Source organism: Pseudomonas sp. NBRC 111131, from assembly GCF_001320525.1.
GTDB lineage: Bacteria > Pseudomonadota > Gammaproteobacteria > Pseudomonadales > Pseudomonadaceae > Aquipseudomonas > Aquipseudomonas ceruminis.
The window spans coordinates 346,953-366,707 of record NZ_BCBH01000001.1; the positions used below are offsets into that span (position 1 = coordinate 346,953).

11 protein-coding genes are annotated in these 19,755 nt (G+C 63.5%); 3 read left to right on the plus strand and 8 right to left on the minus strand.

Annotated elements, in window-relative coordinates; all coding sequences use genetic code 11:
* Positions 1–33: 33 nt before the first annotated feature.
* The 3 genes from APH34_RS01605 to APH34_RS01615 all read right to left on the minus strand — a co-directional run bounded on the left by APH34_RS01605 (position 34) and on the right by APH34_RS01615 (position 6,152).
* Positions 34–2,445 (minus strand): glucose/quinate/shikimate family membrane-bound PQQ-dependent dehydrogenase, encoded by a 2,412-nt coding sequence (locus tag APH34_RS01605; RefSeq protein ID WP_054899417.1) that lies wholly within the window; start codon positions 2,443–2,445, stop codon positions 34–36.
* Positions 2,446–2,474: 29 nt separating this feature from the next.
* A complete protein-coding gene (locus tag APH34_RS01610) occupies positions 2,475–3,821 on the minus strand; it encodes a carbohydrate porin (RefSeq protein WP_054899418.1) in 1,347 nt (448 codons plus the stop codon).
* Between the two features lie 282 nt (positions 3,822–4,103).
* The gene (locus tag APH34_RS01615) at positions 4,104–6,152 is read right to left on the minus strand and encodes a TonB-dependent receptor (protein WP_054899419.1); all 2,049 of its coding nucleotides are present in this window, start codon (positions 6,150–6,152) and stop codon (positions 4,104–4,106) included.
* 169 nt (positions 6,153–6,321) lie between these two features.
* Between APH34_RS01615 and APH34_RS01620 the strand changes: the two genes are divergently transcribed.
* Complete coding sequence (locus tag APH34_RS01620) at positions 6,322–6,543, plus strand: VF530 family DNA-binding protein (RefSeq protein WP_023378991.1); 222 nt, start codon at positions 6,322–6,324, stop codon at positions 6,541–6,543.
* Between the two features lies 1 nt (position 6,544).
* On the plus strand, positions 6,545–7,186 hold the full coding sequence (locus APH34_RS01625) for a Pr6Pr family membrane protein (protein ID WP_054899420.1): 642 nt from the start codon (positions 6,545–6,547) through the stop codon (positions 7,184–7,186).
* Between the two features lie 56 nt (positions 7,187–7,242).
* Here APH34_RS01625 and APH34_RS01630 read toward each other — a convergent pair whose 3' ends face one another.
* The 3 genes from APH34_RS01630 to APH34_RS01640 all read right to left on the minus strand — a co-directional run bounded on the left by APH34_RS01630 (position 7,243) and on the right by APH34_RS01640 (position 11,765).
* Entirely contained in the window at positions 7,243–8,001 is a 759-nt protein-coding gene (locus tag APH34_RS01630) for a siderophore-interacting protein (RefSeq protein ID WP_054899421.1), read from the minus strand.
* On the minus strand, positions 7,994–8,539 hold the full coding sequence (locus APH34_RS01635) for a PadR family transcriptional regulator (RefSeq protein ID WP_054899422.1): 546 nt from the start codon (positions 8,537–8,539) through the stop codon (positions 7,994–7,996). The genes APH34_RS01630 and APH34_RS01635 overlap by 8 nt, the downstream gene beginning before the upstream one ends.
* 88 nt (positions 8,540–8,627) lie before the next feature.
* Positions 8,628–11,765 (minus strand): transglycosylase domain-containing protein, encoded by a 3,138-nt coding sequence (locus APH34_RS01640; protein ID WP_054899423.1) that lies wholly within the window; start codon positions 11,763–11,765, stop codon positions 8,628–8,630.
* 389 nt (positions 11,766–12,154) lie between these two features.
* Between APH34_RS01640 and APH34_RS01645 the strand changes: the two genes are divergently transcribed.
* Entirely contained in the window at positions 12,155–13,573 is a 1,419-nt protein-coding gene (locus APH34_RS01645; RefSeq protein WP_054899424.1) for an amino acid permease, read from the plus strand.
* A gap of 39 nt (positions 13,574–13,612) precedes the next feature.
* Here APH34_RS01645 and APH34_RS01650 read toward each other — a convergent pair whose 3' ends face one another.
* A complete protein-coding gene (locus APH34_RS01650) occupies positions 13,613–15,232 on the minus strand; it encodes an FMN-binding glutamate synthase family protein (protein WP_054899425.1) in 1,620 nt (539 codons plus the stop codon).
* A 164-nt stretch (positions 15,233–15,396) separates the two neighbouring features.
* Entirely contained in the window at positions 15,397–19,677 is a 4,281-nt protein-coding gene (locus APH34_RS01655; RefSeq protein WP_054899426.1) for a DEAD/DEAH box helicase, read from the minus strand.
* Positions 19,678–19,755 lie beyond the last annotated feature (78 nt).

The following is a 19,755-nucleotide window of genomic DNA, read 5'->3' on the forward strand; positions in this document are numbered from 1 at the left end:
CGTGCAGGCCCCGCTTTCTCGTGTAGCTGTCGCTTAGTCAGGCAATTTGTAAGCGATGATGTAATCGCCCATCTTGGTGCCCAGCGAGCCGTGGCCACCGGCGACGATCAGCACATACTGCTTGCCGTCCTTGCCGGTGTAGGTCATCGGTGTGGCCTGGCCACCTGCCGGCAGGCGGGCCTTCCACAGTTCCTTGCCGTTGTTCACGTCATAGGCGCGCAGGTATTGGTCAAGCGTGCCGCTGAGGAAGCCGACGCCACCGGCGGTGACGATCGAGCCGCCCATGCTTGGCACACCCACCGGCAGCCCGATCGGTACCGGCGTGCTGTCACGGGTAGTGCCGTTCTTGCGCTTCCATACCACCTTGTTGGTGAACAGGTCGATGGCGGCCACATAGCCCCAGGCTGGTGCCTGACACGGTACGCCCAGCGGCGACATGAACGGGTGCATGATCACGGCATACGGTGCGCCGGTGTTCGGCTGCACACCGCTGGTTTCGCTCTCGCGCTTGCTGCCGGCGGCCACCTGCTCACGCGGTACCATCTTCGACACGAACGCCATGTAGTTGGGGGAGGTGAACAGCAGTTGGCGCACCGGGTCGACCGAGACGCTGCCCCAGTTGAACACGCCGACGTTGCCTGGGTACACCAGGGTGCCCTGTTCCGACGGCGGGGTGTACTGGCCTTCGTAGCGCAGTTCGCGGAACTGGATACGGCACAGCATCTGGTCAAACGGGGTGGCGCCCCACATGGCTTGTTCGGTCAGTTCCGGGCCCAGCAGGTTGAGGTCGGAGCGGGCCTGGGTCGGCGCCGTGTGGTCGCCCTTGACCGCGCCTTGCGGCACGGGGATCTCGCGGATCGGCACGATGGGCGTGCCATCGCGGCGGTCGAGCACATACAGGCTGCCCTGCTTGGTCGGTACGATGATCGCCGGCTTGACCCCGTCCTGGGTCTTCAGGTGTACCAGGGTCGGCTGGCTGCCGACGTCCATGTCCCACAGGTCGTGGTGGGTGAACTGGTAGTTCCAGCGGGCCTTGCCGGTGGCCAGGTCCAGGGCGACGACGCCAGCGCTGTACTTCTCCGCGCCTGGGGTGCGATCGGCGCCCCACTGATCCGGGGTCTGGTTGCCCAGGGGCAGGTAAACCATGCCCAGGTCTTCATCGACGCTGGCCAGGGACCACATGTTGGCCGAGTTGCGGCTGTACATCTTGCCTGGCGCCAATGGCTTGGTGTCGTCCGGGTTGTTGCTGTCCCAGTTCCAGACCAGGCGGCCATCGTGCACGTCATAGGCGCGGATCACGCCGGACGGTTCGTTGGTCGACTCGTTGTCGGTAACGTGGCCGCCGATGATCACCAGGCTGCGGGTGACCGCCACTGGCGACGTGGAGTAGTAGCCACCGGCAGTGAACGGGCCGATACCGGTCGTCAGGTCGATCGCACCCTGGTTGGCGAAACCTTCGCAAACTTTGCCGTTGTCGGCGTTGATGGCGATCAGGCGGGCGTCAGCGGTGGGCAGGTAGAGGCGGCGTGGGCAGGCCTGGGCCACGGCCTGGCCGGCGTCCGAGACTTTCGGCGCGGGGCTGCCGTCACGGCTGACATAGGCGTTCTCGTCATAGTACGAAACGCCGCGGCAGGTCATGTGGGCAAAGCCCTTGAACGTGCCCACCGGGGTTTTGATCTGGGGGTCGAAGCGCCAGATCTCGGCACCGGTATCTGGGTCCAGGGCCAGCACCTTGCTGTGGGCAGTGCAGGCGTAGAGCATGCCGTTGGCTTTGAGCGGCGTGTTCTCGTTGGTCAGCTCGACTGGATCGTTGTCGGTGGGCAGGTCACCGGTACGGATGCGCCAGGCTTCTTCCAGGCGGTAGGCGTTCTGCGCAGTGATCTGGCGCAGCGGCGAATAGCGATCGCCGTGCTCGGTGCGGCCATAGGCCTGCCAGTCGCCATCAGGCATGGCAGGGGCGGCACTGCCCATTTCGCTGTTGTCGCGGCCCAGCTCGCCAAACACCTCGCCGGGGTGGGTGAATTGGCTACCCAGCGCACAGGCGCCGGAAGCCAGCACGGCAACGCTGAGCAGGGCAGTGTTGGCCTTGGCGGCCGGCCCGATCAGCGGGCGGCGCGCCCACGGCAAGAGCAGCACCACGCCGATGGCGAACCAGAGGGCCAGGCGCGGCACCAGTTGCCACCAGTCCAGGCCCACTTCCAGCAGCGCCCATACCGTGCTGCCAAGCAGCACCAGGCCGTAGAGCCCCAGGACGATGCGGCGCTGGGCCAGCAGCAGGATGCCCGACAGGGCAAAGCCGACACCGGCGATCAGGTAATAAAGCGAGCCGCCTACCTGGCTCAGCTTGATGCCGCCCGCTAGCAGGGCCAGGCCCATCAGCAACAGCAGCACGCCTATCAGGCGCGGTAGCCAGCGGCTTCCATTCTTGGCACCGTCAGTGCTCATCGTATGTTCTCCGTTAGGTGAGAGGTTTGTCAGAAAGTGCTCTGGATCTTCAGGCCGCCGATCAGGGCGGCGTCGACCTGCGACACACCGCCCGGATGGCGGATGTACTGCAGGTTCGGGCGTACCGTGAGCCAGTTGGCCAGGTGGATGCCGTAATAGAGTTCAGCGCTGTATTCGGTGTCCTGCACCGGCAGGAAACCTGGATTGTCGTAGTCATAGAAGCCGGCGGCCTGGTTGGCCAGGCGGGCGTTCTTGCGGTAGGCGGGGTTGGCGTGCACGCGGGCGAGGGCGAAACCGATGTCGTCCTTGGCGCGGGCGTCGAAGGGGCCCTTGTATACCAACCCTGCTTGAACATAGTTGTCGATGGCATTGGTCTTCTTGTCGTGGACCGTGGCGTTGGCGAACAGGCTCAGGCCGCGCGAGTGGTCAGAGGCCAGCGAAGTCACCTGCTGCTGGGCGCCGATCCAAAGGCCGTGCTTGCTCGAACTGCTGCGATAGGCGGCGCCGCTGATGGCGGCCGGCTGACCGTTGCTGTCCTTTAGAACATCCTGTGCCTTGGCATTACTGTAGTAGTACCCGGCGCGATATTCCCCTTTAAGGCCATTGACCGTCGGGCTCCACACCAGTTCGACCGGCATCACGGCGCCCTGGGTGCCGCTGCCGCTGAGCTTGAAGCCATTGCCCGACTCGAGGTTGGAGGGGTTCTGCTCGAACACACCGACCTGTGCGTAGAGCTGGTCATTGAGGTTGTAACGCACGCGCAGGGCCCACTGGCTGACCGGCCAGTTGTACCAGATGCCCCCGACCCAGTTGCCCACCTGCGAGCCGCAGAAGGCCAGGTTCTGGAAATCACAGGGGAAGCTGTTGAAGTCTTCGCCCTCGCCGAAACGGCCGAATTTCACGTCCAGGGCGCCATCGAAGTACTTCTGTTTGACCCACAGTTGGGTGAGCCGCCAGGTTTGTCCACGGCCCCAGACTTCCTGGGCCGAGGTGAAACCGCCGACACGCGGATCGTTGATGCGGTCATTGCTGATGTTGTTGCCGTGCCGTTCGGTGATGGTCAGCTGCAACTCGGCATCGTGCCACCCGAGGATCTTTTCCAGGTCCAGGTGGCTGCCGAAGGTGAACTGGTCGCTGTAGCGTGCGCTGCGATCGTGGTCGTAACCGCCGTGCAGGTTGCTGCCCATTTCGCCGGTGTAGCCCAGGGTGAAGTCGTAGCCTGCTTCCAGCAGCGTGCTGCGGGTGCCACCCCAGTCCCCGAGCATCCAGGGGGAGTCGCTGGCGAACGGTTCGCTGGCGCTGGCAGTGGCGGACCAGCCCGCAGCGAGTGCGATGAGGGCGAGTCTGGAGTAACGGGTATCGGGCAGTTGAAACATGAGATAGCGCTATCTTTTGATTATTGAAAAAACGGCAAGCGCACCGAGGAGGGGCTCTTCGATGAAAATGGCAACAAGGTATGCGGGATGAAGCGATTCAGCTTGCGGCGGGGAGGATATAGGGGAAGTTGTAAGAAAAAAAGACAAATTGTCGCAGTTGATTATTACAGGGGCGGTAACAGTCGCGTGGGTGCAGGGCCAACCCGCCCCCCAGGTTCACTGCTGCAGCCGTAACGCCAGCGTGCCTGTGGGAACGGGTCGGCCCGCGAAGGGGCACTGCGATCAGAAGGACGTACGCAAGCCGACCTCCACACTACGCCCTGGCGCCGGTGCGATATCACGCAGAATCGAACTGGCATAGCGCACCGTCTGGTCCGTCAGGTTCTCCCCGCGCACGAACGCAAGCCACTGGCTTTCGCCGATATCGAAGCGATAGCCGACGCTCGCCCCGAGCGTGGTGTAGCCATCGGTGCTGGACTCGTTGTCCGGTTTGCGATGCTGCGAAGCGGCATGTTGCACATCGACCCGTGCCTGCCAGCGGTCCAGTTCCCAGACCAGGCCGCTGTTCAGGCGCAGTGGCGCGATGCGTGGCAATGGCTCGCCGCTGTCCAGATTCTTGGCGCGGGTGTAGTCGCCGGACAGCTCCAGGGCGAAGCTGCCGTATTGGTTCTCCAGCAGTTTCCACCGGTCCTGGGCCTCAATACCGTAGAAGCGTGCCCGCACGCCCTGGTACTGGTACTCGGGGAAACCACCGTCATCATGATCATGATCGTGGTCGTGATCATCGCCATCGTGGTCGTGGTCATGCCCTTCGCGCAGGTTGCCCGTGCCGATCAAACCGATGTAGTTGCGAAAGTGGCTGTAGAACACGCCCACACTGCCCTTGTGGGTGCCGTTATCGAAGCGCAGGGCCAGGTCGCTGGAGATGGCCTTTTCCTTGTTCAGGCTTGGGTCGCCGACTTCAAACGCCCCGGTGGCAACGTGGGCACCGTTGGCATACAGCTCGTAGAAGGTTGGCGCGCGTTCGGTGTAGCCAAGGTTGGCAGCCAGCGACCAGATCGGATCGAGCTGGTACACCGCCCCCGAGGACAGGCTGAAGGCGTTGAAACTGCTGGCGCTGTCGGCGCCGATGAAGTTCTCGTTGCCCTTGGCATCGGGGTCGACGCGGGTATGTTCCAGGCGTGCGCCCAGGCTCAGGTTGAGGCGCTGAGTGGCTTGCCACTGCTCGAGCATGAACAGCGCCAGGCTGTCGGTATCGGTGTGCGGGACGAAGGCCTCTTCACCCAATGCCGAGAACTCGTTGCGGCTGACCTGGGCGCCAACCACACCTTCCAGCGGGCCGAGCGGTTGATGGCGGGCCTCGATGCGCGCTTCGTAGCCTTTGTTCTTGAAGGTGGTATGCACCTCGCCTTCTTCGATTTCGCTGTGCTGGTAGTCGGTGTAGCCCGCATCGACCTTGACCGAGCTGAACGGGCCGTCCAGGTCACGCAGTTCGGAGGCGAAGGCGTAGTGGTCCTGTTTCATGTCCAGGCGTACACCGGGCTCGGCGACCGAACCGTAGTTGCTGTCGTAGCGGCTGTAGGAAAGGCCTGCATAGCCGTGATCCCAGTGGTAGGAACCGCCTACTGCGCCACCGTCCTGGCGCCCGTCGCTGTTCTCCAGGCGGTGCTTGCTACCAGGCTCGTCGGCGTCGCGCACATTTGCGCTGCGGGCGTAGCCGGGGATACGCAGGTCGTTGAACTGGCGGCTGTTGGCGTCCAGGTGCAGGGCGAACGTACCGTCGCCGGCTTCCAGCTTACCTGCGCTGCTGCGGGTGGTGTCGGCGCCGCCGTAGCGCAACTCCCCGGCACCGTGGATGCCCTCGATAGGGGAGTCGGGGATACGGTTGTCGAACGTGTTGACCACGCCACCGATCGCATTGCCGCCGTACAGCAACGCGGCGGGGCCACGGACGATTTCGACGCGTTCGACGGTGACCGGGTCCAGGGGCACCGCGTGGTCGTAAGACAGCGACGAGGCATCCAAGGCGCCGACGCCGTTTCGCAAGATTCGAATGCGATCGCCGTCCAGGCCGCGGATCACGGGGCGGCTGGCACCGGGGCCGAACCAGGTGGAGGCCACTCCGGGCTGTTTGTTGAGGGTTTCGCCCAGGCTGCCGTGCTGTTGTTGCAGCAGCTTGTCACCTTCGAGCACGGTGCTCGGGGCGGCCAGTTGGCTGTTGCCCAGTGGGTTGGCAGTGATGACCTGGGGTTCGAGTTCCACGGCCTGGCTGGGCGATGACGCCAGCCAAAGGGCGATGGCAAGAGGGGAGAGGCGTAGCGGGCTGTGCATGGGGCTGTGACGTTCCTTGGCAGATGCTTTTGTGTTGTTACAATATAACATCACTATTTCAGCACAGAGGTTTCGCCGTTTGCCAGCAGTTTTTGTAATCGGGTCAGCTGTGCCCCTTGGCCACTACACTCGTGTAAGGTGCGCATCTTTTTCAACGCGGAGCACTGGCATGAGCACGGCCCAACACAACGCGCTGCACGGCAAGACCCTCGAACAGATCCTTACCGAGCTGGTGGCGCACTACCAATGGCAGGGCCTGGCCGAGCGCGTTGATGTGCGCTGCTTCAAAAGCAACCCGAGCATCAAGTCGAGCCTGACCTTCCTGCGCAAGACCCCCTGGGCGCGTGAGAAGGTCGAGCAGCTGTACGTGAAACTGCAGCGACAGGCCTGAAATGGCGCGTCATCCCTGGCTGACGTTGCTTGCTGTGCTGGGCTGGCTGGGCCTGACGGTGCAGGTTTACCTGGTGCTGGTGGCGCGTTGGCAGGAACAGGCCAGCCTGATTGGCGGCCTGATCAATGTGTTCGGGTACTTCACAGTACTGACCAATACCTTGGTAGCGACGGTGCTGAGCTATGCGGCTTTCGGGCGTGAGTCAGGCGCCAGGCGGTTTTTCCTGTCACCCTCGGTGAGCTCTGCAGTAGCCGCCAGTATCGTCCTGGTGGCGCTGGCCTACAGCGTGCTGCTGCGGCATCTGTGGCACCCCGAAGGGTGGCAATGGCTGGCGGACGAACTGCTGCACGATGTGATGCCTGTGCTGTACGTCCTGTACTGGTGGTTCGAAGTGCCCAAAGGCTGCTTGCGGCTTTGGCACTTGGCCCTGTGGGCGCTGTATCCAGCGGTGTATTTCGGCTATGCGCTGTGGCGGGGGAGTGAAATTGGCGTGTATCCCTACCCGTTCATCGATGTGGCGAACCTGGGGTATGGGCAGGTCATGCTCAATGCACTGGGCGTGCTGGGAGGGTTCTGGCTCATAGCGCTGGTGTTGTTGTGGCTGGATCGCTGGCGCGGGCGGACATTGCACGGCGTGGCTTAGCCGTATCCGCCCTTTTTGCGGGCCAGCGCTTGTACAAGGGCGGGGCTGTAGGCTGTTTACGCGTCGTCTGCGGTCCCATCCGCTCGCCAGTAGGCTGCGGCCTTGAGCGCCTCTTCGGAAACGCCTTTTTCCAGCAACAGCGCCTTGGCCTGGCGGGTCAGTGATTTTTCCAGGGCCACCCAGCTGTACAGCTTGCCGCCGGGCAGGGGCAACCCCTTGAGCAACGTCAACAGATCTTCCTCTCGCTTGACCCAGATGACGTCCACCTGCGCCTTGCTCTGCAAGGGCTGGCGCTCCTGCTCATCCTCGATCTGGACCACCGCCAGCACCTGACGGCCGGCCGGCAGTTCCTCAAGGCGCCGCCCGATGGCAGGGAGGGCGGTTTCGTCACCGATCAGCAGATAACTGTCGAAGATATCCGGCACCACCAGCGAGGCACGCGGCCCGGCAATGTTCAGCGTTTGCCCCGGTGCCGCCTGGGCGGCCCAGGTCGACGCAGGACCGTCGCCATGCAGAACGAAATCGATGTCCAGTTCGTTGGTCACCAGGTCGATTCGCCGTGGCGTGTACTCGCGCATGGTGGGGCGGGCACCGCCATCGCGGCCCAGGTTGCGGGCGTCGATGGCCTGCTGTTGCTCGGCAGTTTCGGCGAACAGCAACTTGATGTGGTCATCGCTGCCCAGGCTGGTGAAACCCTCCAGCTCCGGCCCACCGAGAGTGATGCGGCGCATGCGCGGGGTAAGGTCGGCCACCCGCAGGACCTGCAGGCGACGTTGGCGGATCTCGTGGTTGACGCGGTGAATGGTGTCACTCATGGGGGATCTCCCTGACAGGGTCGGCCGGCCCGGAGGCGATGGCCTTGGCAGTGTCGTTGAGCAGCGTGCGGACCCGCTCGATTTCCTCTGGGGTCCAGCGGCCGCTGTGCATATGCAGGGCATGGCGCAGGTTGCCGACGGCTTCATGGATTTCTGGCGGGCGGTCGTGGCCACGCAGGGCGCGCTTGCTGACTTCGATGCGCATGCGTACGCCATCCAGGGCCACGGCCTGTTCGGCCAGGGCGCTGCGGCCTGTGGCGGTGATGGCGTACAGGCGTTTGCTGCCCACGGCCTGGCCACTGATCAGCTCAGCTTCCTCCAGGAAATTAAGGGTGGGGTAAATGACCCCAGGGCTCGGCGTGTAGCTTCCCTCGAACAGGTTTTCGATCTGGCGGATCAGGTCGTAGCCGTGGCCAGGCTGCTCGGCCAGCAGGGCCAGCATCAGCAGTTTCAGATCGCCCGGGGCGAATACCCGCGGGCCGCGCTCACCCCGGCCGGGGCGGCGTTCGAAAAGATCATGGGCGGAATGTTCGCGCATGTAGATTGGCTCCATCTGTTTCGATATATCGCAAGATATTACTCAAGATATATCTAAAGACAAAACCAAAAATGCGGATGATTATCATCTATATGTTCGATGAGTCACCTGAACGCATCGCCACCTGCGGTGGTTTGCATTCGTTCGGGTTGCCCGGTTCAAGGTACGGCATGAGGATCGGAGCCATGCCCTTGAGCACCTGCACCGGTAGGGCCGAGGTGAACTTGAAGGCCTCCGCCGAGCGCCCTGGGACGAAGGCGGTCAACGTGCCGAAGTGGTTGTCCCCGAGGAAGAACACGAACGTCGCGGTGCGGTTCAGCGAGCGTGAGCCGATCAGCCGGCCACCGGCACCGAAGCTCTCGATGCGGTTGTCACCCGTGCCGGTCTTGCCGCCCATCACCAATGGGGTGCCATCATGCAGCTTGAAGCTGCCGGAGATACGCCGCGCGGTCCCGGCATCCACCACTTGCGACATCGCACCCTTGAGTGCCCTGGCCACTTCCACCGGGAGAATCCGCTGGCCCCGGTCGGGGTCGCTGTTCAGTTTGGTTTCGTAGGGGGTATCGGAGGCAAAGTGCAGGGTGTCGATGCGCAGCGTCGGCAGGCGCACACCGTCGTTCTGGATGATACCGACCAGTTCGGAAAGCGCCGCCGGGCGGTCGCCGGAGCTGCCAATGGCAGTCGCCAGCGACGGTACCAGGTGATCGAACGGGTAACCGACACGTTTCCAGCGCTGATGAATGTCCAGGAAGGCTTCGATCTCGACCATGGTTCGGATGCGGCTGTCACGGGCGCCCTGGTGGCGGCTTTTGAACAGCCAGCCATAGACTTCCTGACGCTCGAACCGGCTGGCGTTGATCATTTCGGTCAGCGTGGCACTCGGGTGCTTGAGCAGGTAGCCAAGCAACCAGAGGTCCAGTGGGTGGACCTTGGCGATGTACCCCTGGTCAGGCAGGTCGTACTTGCCCGGGCCGTAGGCCTCGTACATCTCCACCAGGCGGCCGTCGGTGAGTTTGCCCAGGGCGACTTTGTCGCCCTTGCTGTGCGCACGGACAAAGGCGTTGAACGTTTCCTGGCCAGCCTCGGGGAACAGGTACCGGTGCACTGCCGCCAGGCGCTGCGGGGTGACACGCATGCTGTCGAGGAACGTATCCAGGCGCTGCTGCGAGGTCTTGCGCTGGTATTTCTTCCAGAAGCGCATCAGGTAGTTCGAACCTTCCTTGTCGGCAAAGCGAGCGAGGTACTCCTGGCGGCGCGGGTCTGTGTCGTCCTTGAGCAGCGGTACCCGGTTGAACGGTTGCTGGTAGGTCACATAGCGCACCAGGTCGCGCATCAGGCGGATGAACGGCAGGTTGATCGATTCGCGCAGGGCTTCCTTGAGGGTCGGGTTGCGGCTGTTGTCTTCCTTGCGGAAGTTGTTGAACACGTGCATGCCGCCACCCGTGAAGAAGGCTTCACCGGTGTTGGCCGAGTATTTGCGTTCCAGCGCCGCATCGAGCATGGCGTCCAGGCTCTGGTTCTTGCTGTTCTGTGCCAGCCACTCCAGTGACCACTGGGTGATGCGGTCAAGTTCGGCGACGTCGACCTTCTTCAGCTCGGCAGCGGGTTTGCCGGCGTACTTGTCATGCAGCTCGGCGATGATCTCCAGGTAGGTGGTGAGCACCCGCAGCTTGGCGGTCGAGCCCAGCTCGAGCTTGCTGCCCTCGTTGATGTCAAAGGGCTGGTCGGTACTGTCGGTCTGCACCCGCACTCGCGAGCCGTCGGCGGTGCGCTCGAACAGGGTGAAGCTGTAGCGCACCTGATCGGTGGTCTTGGCGGTCAGCAGGCGCTCGCCGATCAAGCCGATCTGGGCGGCAAAACCGGGGTCGGAGAGGTTCTTCAAGTACTGGCTGACCTGCATCTGAAGGTCTGCCTGCAATGTGCTGGTGGCCGAGAGGTCGAGGCGGTCCAGGTCATACAGCGGGCGGTTGAGCATGGCCGCCAGGCGATTGCGCGCCAGGCTGATGCCCTTGTTGGTGATGATTGGCACGATGGTGGGTTGTGCCACCCAGTCGCGGTAGACCGCTTTGCTGGCCAGTGCAGCCTCGGCCAGTGAGCGGTCGATGATACCGTTGGCGGCCAGTACGCGAATGTGCGAATCGGTGAGCTCGGCCAGCTCGACCCGGCCCTTGGACAAATAATGCGAGGGGCGGCGCTGGGCGATCATCAGCGACAGGACCTGGCGCAAGGCCAGGCCACGTGCGGCCAGGCTATCGGGGTCGGTCGCGGTGGCGTTGAGGGCCTGGTTGACCTGGCTGAAGTCGGCGCCGTACCACACGCGCAGGCCTTCGGCCATGCCGTGTACCTCGCCATGGCCTGGTACCGCTGACAGCGGCACGCTGTTGAGGTAGTCACGCACGATGCGCTGGCGGGCTTCGGTGGTATCCGGGCCGCCCTGGTAGGCGCGCACGCTGGCCGAAATCATCTGGCGGATCTTCTCGGCGCCGGACACCGTCAGGCCATCGGGGGAGTGGCGGTATTTTTCCAGCTGAGTGGCCAGGGTACTTCCGCCCGCTGACTGGCCAGGCAGGGCCAGGTACTTGGCAATCTGGCTATAGGCCGCCTTGGCGAAGCGTGGCCAATCCACCGCCGGGTTGTTCTTCGGGTCCTTGGGATCAAGCAGGTCGCGGTTTTCGATGAATAGCAGGCTGTTGACCATCACCGGTGGAATGGCCGCAAAGTCTGGATACAGATGTTGCGGGTAGTTGTACTGGTACAACGTCTCGCCGCGGCAATCGGTGATCGACAAGCCGGCCTGGATTTTCTCGATATAGGGGACAAACAACCCATGGTCGACATAACTCATCAAGGCTGGCGAAAACCTCACCTGCTCGCTGATCAGGTAGTCGCGCTTGAGCAGGCGTGGCAGAAACTCGCCCAGTGCGCTGTAGCCCAGGCGTTTGTCGAAGGGGCCTTCGCCGGGGTAAACGATGGCGTCGCTGGGGCCTGGCTGCAAGGAATAGGTGAGGGTGGTGGCCAGCTTGCTGAATTCGCGCGACTGCACGTCGGAGGTGCGAAATTCTTCATAGGCGGCATAGCCGATGACAGCGATCGCCACCAGTACGATCAGCAAGATCAGCCGCCACCAAAGCCGAAGCTGGCGTGGGGACTTTGGCTGCGGCGTCTCGGCCAGAGGCGTTTCGGGTGCTTCCATTCTGGTTGGTTCCGATTGCCACAATGCGCCCATAGTCTTCTATCCGGCCAGGTAATTTCGTCTTGCTTGTCTGAAGCTTAGACGTTGACGGGGAGAGGTGAAAAATTTGTAGGAAGTGTGAAAAACCGCAGTCGGATATGCGGCTTTGGTGTGGGTTTCATCCGGTGTCGATGTTGTTAGGGTGGCTTGCCGGCGATAGGGTTCGCGGCAGGTCCAGAAAACTTGCTGAATTTTCCTGTTTATATAGCGAAAACCCCTGCGGTCGGCTTCCTATACTGCTCGGCCCTTCGCCCCTGCCGGCCGCTCTATTCCGGCATACGGGCCGGCCCACAAGGCCGGCCTGGCAAGCCAACGCCACGCCTATCGGCATGGCCGGAGCTGCACGAAGGTAAAATCCAATAACAAAATGAGGTTGTATTGCTATGCCAGTTGGCAACCACTCTGCCCATGGCGAGGCCACCCAAGGCGGCCCGCTCAAGCGTGAACTGGGCGAACGGCACATCCGTCTGATGGCGCTGGGCGCCTGCATCGGTGTCGGCCTGTTCCTCGGTTCGGCCAAAGCCATTGAAATGGCCGGCCCCGCGATCATGCTTTCCTACATCATCGGCGGCCTGGCGATCCTGGTGATCATGCGTGCCCTCGGCGAAATGGCCGTGCACAACCCTGTGGCGGGCTCGTTCAGCCGCTATGCCCAAGACTACCTTGGCCCCCTGGCGGGCTTTCTGACGGGCTGGAACTACTGGTTCCTGTGGCTGGTGACCTGCGTCGCTGAAATCACCGCCGTGGCCATCTATATGGGCATCTGGTTCCCCGATGTACCGCGTTGGATCTGGGCCCTGGCGGCGCTGGGCAGCATGGGCGCGGTCAACCTGATCGCGGTGAAGGCGTTTGGCGAGTTCGAATTCTGGTTCGCCCTGATCAAGATCGTCACCATCATCGCCATGGTGCTGGGCGGCATCGGCATCATTGCGTTCGGCTTCGGCAACGACGGTGTTGCAGTCGGCATCTCCAACCTGTGGAGCAACGGCGGCTTCATGCCCAACGGCGTTACCGGTGTGCTGATGTCGTTGCAGATGGTGATGTTCGCCTACCTGGGCGTTGAAATGATCGGTCTTACCGCCGGTGAAGCACGCAATCCGCAGAAAACCATCCCTCAGGCCATCGGTTCGGTGTTCTGGCGCATCTTGCTGTTCTATGTGGGCGCACTGTTCGTGATCCTGTCGATCTACCCGTGGAACGAAATCGGCAGCCAGGGCAGCCCGTTCGTCATGACCTTCGAGCGCCTAGGCATCAAGACGGCTGCTGGCATCATCAATTTCGTGGTCATCACGGCGGCACTGTCATCCTGCAACGGCGGCATCTTCAGCACCGGGCGCATGCTCTATAGCCTGGCGCAGAATGGCCAGGCGCCGGCCGTGTTCGCCCGTACCTCGAAAAGCGGCGTGCCGCGCAACGCGCTGCTGCTGTCCATCGGTGCCCTGCTGCTGGGCGTGCTGGCCAACTACCTGGTACCGGAAAAGGTGTTCGTCTGGGTGACCTCGATCGCCACCTTCGGCGCAATCTGGACCTGGGTGATGATCCTGCTGGCCCAGCTCAAGTTCCGCGCCGGGCTGTCCACGGCCGAGTGCAAGGCCCTGAAATACCGCATGTGGTTGTGGCCGCTGAGCTCCTACCTGGCATTGGCGTTTCTGGTACTGGTGGTAGGGTTGATGGCGTACTTCGAGGATACTCGGGTTGCCCTGTACATCGGCCCGGCGTTCCTGGTGTTGCTGACGGCGTTGTACTACACCTTGCGCCTGGCACCGAAACAAGAGCAGGCGCTGGCCAGCAGCGCCTCGTGATATGAACTGCCCGGGGCCGCTCAGCGGCCCCAGGCATCGTCAGGCCGCGACCTCACTGTTAGGCTCGAAGCTGTCAGCCCGGGCCAACTGCCACATCCGTGAATAGAACTGCCCATCCACCTCACCGGTGAGCAACTCCCCCGGTTTGAGGAACACATGCATCTGCGAAAACAGCTTGATCTCGGTGGCTGAGACGCGCCTCACCAAGTGCTTGGCCTCCAACTGCGCCGGATGTTCCAGGCCTGCCGCCGCAAGCATTTCGGCCAAGGCCCGCAAGGTGTTGTGGTGGAAGTTCAGCACCCGCTGGGCCTTGTCCGGTACCACCAGTGCACGCTGGCGCAAGGGGTCTTGAGTCGCTACGCCGGTCGGGCATTTGTTGGTATGGCAGCTCTGCGACTGGATGCAGCCGATGGCGAACATGAAACCGCGTGCCGAGTTGGCCCAGTCGGCACCAATGGCCAGCACGCTGGCGATGTCGAAGGCGCTGACGATCTTGCCGCTGGCGCCTAGCTTGATCTTGTCGCGTAGATTCAGGCCGACCAAGGTGTTGTGCACGAACAACAGGCCTTCACGCAGCGGCACACCGATGTGGTCTGTGAACTCCACCGGCGCAGCCCCGGTGCCACCTTCCTTGCCGTCGACAACGATGAAATCGGGCAAGATGCCGGTCTCCAGCATGGCCTTGGCAATGCCCATGAACTCCCACGGGTGGCCCAGGCAGAACTTGAAACCCACCGGCTTGCCGCCGGACAACTCACGCAGCTGGGCGATGAACTGCATCATCTCGATGGGCGTGGAGAACGCCGTGTGGCGTGACGGCGAGATGCAGTCCTCGCCCATGAGCACGCCACGGGTTTCGGCAATCTCCTGGGTCACCTTGTGCTTGGGCAGGATGCCGCCGTGGCCCGGCTTGGCACCCTGGCTCATCTTGATCTCGATCATCCGCACTTGTGGGCTGCGCGCCTGGGCGGCGAAGCGCTCGGGGTCGAAGCGGCCATCGGCGGTGCGGCAACCGAAGTAGCCACTGCCCAGTTCCCAGACCAGGTCGCCGCCGTGCTCGCGGTGGTAGGGGCTGATGCTGCCTTCGCCGGTGTCATGGTGGAAATTGCCCAACTTGGCACCCTGGTTGAGCGCGCGGATGGCATTGGCGCTGAGCGAGCCGAAGCTCATGGCAGAGATATTGAAAATCGACGCCGAGTAGGGTTGGCTGCACTGCGGCCCACCGATGATGATCCGGAAGCTTGCCGGGTCGGCCAGCGGTGCCGGGCGCATGGAGTGGCCAATGAATTCGAACCCGGACTCATACACATCGATCAGGGTGCCGAAGGGTTTGTCAGAGGCTTCGTTCTTGGCCCGTGCATACACCAGCGAACGCTGAGCGCGCGAGAAAGGCAGGGCGTCGCTGTCGGCCTCCAGCAGGTATTGGCGGATTTCCGGGCGAATGCCTTCGACCAGGTAGCGGATGTTGCCAAGGATCGGGTAGTTGCGGCGCACTGCATGGCGCTGCTGCAGCAGGTCGAACAGGCCAATCAGGCTGAGCACCGCTGTTGCCAGGGTGAATGGCCACAGCCATTCGTGGTGGAGGAACGGCAGGCTCGCCAGGGTGAACAGGACACAGGCGGCGAAGAAGGCGTAGCGACTGAGAAGTGACAGGCTCATACGGGGTCCTTACGATGGCGCGGTCAGGCTCAGGGGCCTGGGGCAAACCCCGACCATAGCCCGGTTGCGCGCCCCTGAAAATGAAATTCGGGGTATCGAAAATCATTCTCAAAGGTGACGTTCGCCTGACCGGAGCGGGTCATCTGTGCGCAGAACAGCGCACTTCAGACCGTACCGCGCAACAATTTTTGCCGCCATGACGCCTGTTCGTCGGCCGCTGCCTCGGCCAGAAAGTGGTAACGCCCGGCAACCTTTACCGCTACCGGCACGCCGTCCTGGTACAACAGGCGGTTACCGCCCACGGCCGGCACTTTCGCCCCAGGCAGCAACGAGCCGATCAGGTTAAGCGGATCGCTTGCACTGACCACCACCAGCGCACCCTCCCGTTCCCGGCGCCGCACCTGCCGTAGCAGCCCCACCGCCTCCGGCAAGGCGAACTGTTCCCCAGCCAGCCCAGCGATGAAACGCCCTCCGCGAATTTCGCCACGCGCCTCCAGCCGGTGATAGCAACGCAGCAGGTCACGCCAGGGCGGCAGCACATCGCTCTCGCGCTCCAGCAGTCGCCAGCAGATCACCCCATAACGGCGCAACAGGCTGCGGGCGATGTGCTCCAGGCGCTGGTTGTCGTCCACGGTGGCATTGCCCCGGCGCAACAAGGCCCAGCGCCCGGCGTGGACCATGCTGCTGGACATCGGCGGGTGGCCGCGCCGGCTGTTGCGTGACGAGCGTTTTGCCGCCGGGGTGATCAGGCTGCGCAACCCGGTATAACTGTCGGCGCCCACCAACCCGGCGCCCACCAGTGCCTGCAAGGCCGTTTCCAGCTCGCTGGGCAACAGGTGGGCTTCGTGCGTCAGCTCGTCGAAAAACAGCGCACCTTGCTCCTGCAGCACATGATGAACGCGCTGCGCGCGCGGGCCGAGCCCCTCCAGCGCCGGTACGGGAGCAAGGCTGCGCCAGGTGCCCAGATGTTCTCGGGGGAGCAGCACCAGCGGTGTGCTCGCCAAGGTGGTGCTGGACACCGTCGACGCCAGCCGGCTCCAGGCAAACTGCCCGCTGCGGCAGGCGTCATCGAGCCACTGCGCGCTGTAGTCCTTGACCCGTGCCGGCAGCAGCTCTGCCTCCCAGGCGCCGGCTGCAGCGGGGAACCCCTGCAACTGGCCCAGTACCTCAACCACTGCCTGCGGGCCGCGCAGCCCCTCGTTCGCGGCCACGTGCTGCCAGTCGAACAGAAAGCGCATGAAGTCTTGCAGGCTGACCGGCTCGATTTCCCGGCGCAGGCGTTTGACGGTGTAGCGATGGATACGCGCGAGCAGATGGCGTTCGCACCATTGCTGCTGGTTCTCGCCTGGGCTGAAATGGCCGCGCAGGACATAACCTTCGCCTTCCAGGCGCGCCAGGGCCTGTTCGATGAGAGAGGTGGGCTTGCCGAGCGGTTCGGCGATTTGCGCCAAGGTCAGCGGGCCATGGCCGCTCAGGCGCGAACGCAGTAACTCGCCCACGGCGATGTCCGGGTCGATGGCCTGATCGAAACCGGGAAGCACCTCGAGGGCAGGCGCCAGGCGCGAGCCTGGATACAGCGCTAGCAGCAGGCTCAGGCGCTCGCGTGCCAGCCACAGCTGTTCAGCAGGCAGGCGCAAGGCCCGTCCTGCCTTAGCCAACTGCCTGAGCAGCACGCCCCAGGTGGGGTTGGCCTGCACCTCACGCTGGCTGATGGCGCCGAGGCTCATCAAGGCTTCGTGCATCTCGTCGACGTTGCCCGGTTGCGGCCATGCCTCTGCCTCCACAGCGGCGATGGCATCGGCGTCCAGTGCTCCAAGGTCGTCGGCGCTGTGGACTTCGTTCCAGCGCCGATTGAGCACCGCCTGTGTGCGGCGTTCCTCCAGCGGGGCGTCATCGAGGAAGGCGTAGGGCCTGGCATTGAGGATGGCCGATGCCAGCGGTGAAGGGGCCGGCAAGTCGCGGCTGAGCAGGCGTACCTGGCCGTTTTCCATGCGCCTGAGCAGCGCCAGCCAGCCTTCGCTGTCCATGGCTTCGTGCAGGCAATCATCGAGGGTCTGCTCGATCAGCGGGTGATCGGGAATCTGCCGTTCGCCCACGATGTTTTCCAGGCAGGCGATCTGGTCGGGGAACACGGCGGCAATCAGGTCCTCGCTCTTCATACGCTGGATCTGCGGTGCCACCTTGCGCCCGCCTACATAGCGCGGCAAGGCCATGGCCACGGCAGCGTTCCAGCGCCAGCGCACACCGAACAAGGGGGCGTCGAGCAGCGCCTGGACCAGTACCTGCTCGGCGGTACGGCTGGACAGGTAGCGCCATACCTCGTCCAGTTCAAAGCTGTGGCTGGTCGACAGTGACAGCACGATGGCGTCTTCGCTGGCCGCCGCCTGCAGCTCGAAATTGAACGTGCGGCAGAACCGTTTACGCAGGGCCAGGCCCCAGGCACGGTTGATGCGGCTGCCGTAGGGTGAATGAATGATCAACTGGGTGCCCCCGGACTCGTCGAAGAAGCGCTCCAGCACCAGGGTCTGTTGGGAGGGCAGGGCGCCGAGCACTTCTCGGGTTCTGCCCAGGTAATCGAGCAGTTGACTGGCGCAGGCCTCGTTCAGGGCGAAGGTGGTTTGCAGCCAAAGCAGCACCGCTGCGAAATCGCCGCCACACCTACCCAGTTGCTCATCGATACGTGCCTGCAGGCGGGCGACGGCGGCAGACAGCTCATCGCTGCGCCCCGGCGCTTCGCCAAGCCAGAACGGTATGGTAGGTGGCAGGCCCTGGGCGTCTTCAACCCGCACCCGGCCTGGCTCTACCCGCACGATGCGATAGGACGCATTACCCAGCTGGAAGATGTCGCCAGCGATGCTCTCCACCGCAAAGTCTTCGTTTACGCTGCCAATGTTCAGCGCCTGTGGCTCAAGCAGCACGGCGTAGTCAGCAGTCTCAGGGATGGTTCCGCCACTGGTCAGCGCGGTCAGCTGGCTACCCCGTCGACCGCGCAACGTGCCGCTGACCGCGTCACGGTGCAGGTAGGCGCTGCGTACTCCCTGGCGGCCGTTATAGCCTTCGGCGAGCATGCGCAGCAGCGCCTGGTAATGGTTGATGTCGAGTTCGGCATAGGGCGTGGCCTGCCGCAGGCAGGTGAACAGCGCCTGTTCCTGCCACGCCTGGTTGCTGGCCTCGGCGACGATCTGCTGGGCAAGCACGTCCAGGGGGGCCTTGGCGATGTGCAACTCATCGAGTTCACCCTGACGTATGCAATCGAGCAGGGCGACGCACTCGATCAGGTCATCCCGCGAGGTCGCGAACAGGCGTCCCTTGGGAACGCCATCGACCTGGTGCCCGGAGCGGCCGACCCGCTGCAAAAAGGCGGCGATCGATCCTGGGGAGGCTATCTGGCACACCAGATCGACATCGCCGATGTCGATGCCCAGTTCCAGCGAAGCAGTGGCCACCAGTACCTGCAACTGGCCATTTTTCAGGCGTTGCTCAGCGTCCAGGCGCAGTTCTTTGGCCAGGCTACCGTGATGGGCGGCCACGGCTTGCTTGCCCAGGCGATCGCTGAGGTGCCGGGTCAGGCGCTCGGCCAGGCGGCGGGTATTGACGAACACCAAGATTGTACGGTGCTCACGGGCAAGGGTGGCCAATCGGTCGTACACCAGGCCCCATACATCCGTGGCCATCACCGCGCCAAGTGGCACGGGCGGCACTTCGATGGCGAGGTCGCGTTGACGTGCATGGCCGATATCGACGATCGCGCAGGGGCGCTGGTGGCCCACCAGGAATTGCGCCACGCGCTCAACCGGGCGCTGGGTGGCGGACAAGCCGATGCGCCGCAGTGGGCGCCCGCTCAAGGCCTGCAGGCGCTCCAGGGTCAGGGCTAGATGGGCGCCGCGCTTGTTGCCGGCCAAGGCGTGGATTTCGTCGACGATCACGGTGTGCACGTGGGCCAGACCCTGACGACCTGAGGCCGAGCCCATCAGCACATAGAGCGATTCGGGTGTGGTCACCAGGATGTGCGGCGCCCGTTTGCGCATGGCTGCGCGCTCTTTCTGCGGCGTATCGCCCGTGCGCACGGCTGTGGTGATGTGGGGCGCCCTCAGCCCCTGTGCTTCGAGTGCCTGGCTGATGCCTTCGAGCGGGGCCTGCAGGTTCAAACGGATATCGTTGGACAACGCCTTGAGTGGCGAAACATAGATCACTTGGGTTTGTGCGGGCAGTTCACCGCCCTGATCGAGGCCCTGGCGCAAGAGTTCATCCAGCACGGCAAGGAAGGCGCTGAGGGTTTTGCCTGAGCCAGTCGGGGCAGCCAGCAGCATTGACTGACCGGCGTGAATCAGCGGCCATGCGCGCGCCTGGGCGTCGGTGACCGTGGCAAATCGGCGACGGAACCAGGTGCCGACGGCAGGGTGAAACAGTTCAAGCACCGGGTGCTGTGAGGCGGGCAGGTTCATGTGTTGGTTATGGCGGGTTGGCGGCAGGTTGGCAAGGGGCCGTTCGTCTGCGAGGCAGGTTGTCCTGTCCTTGTCAGG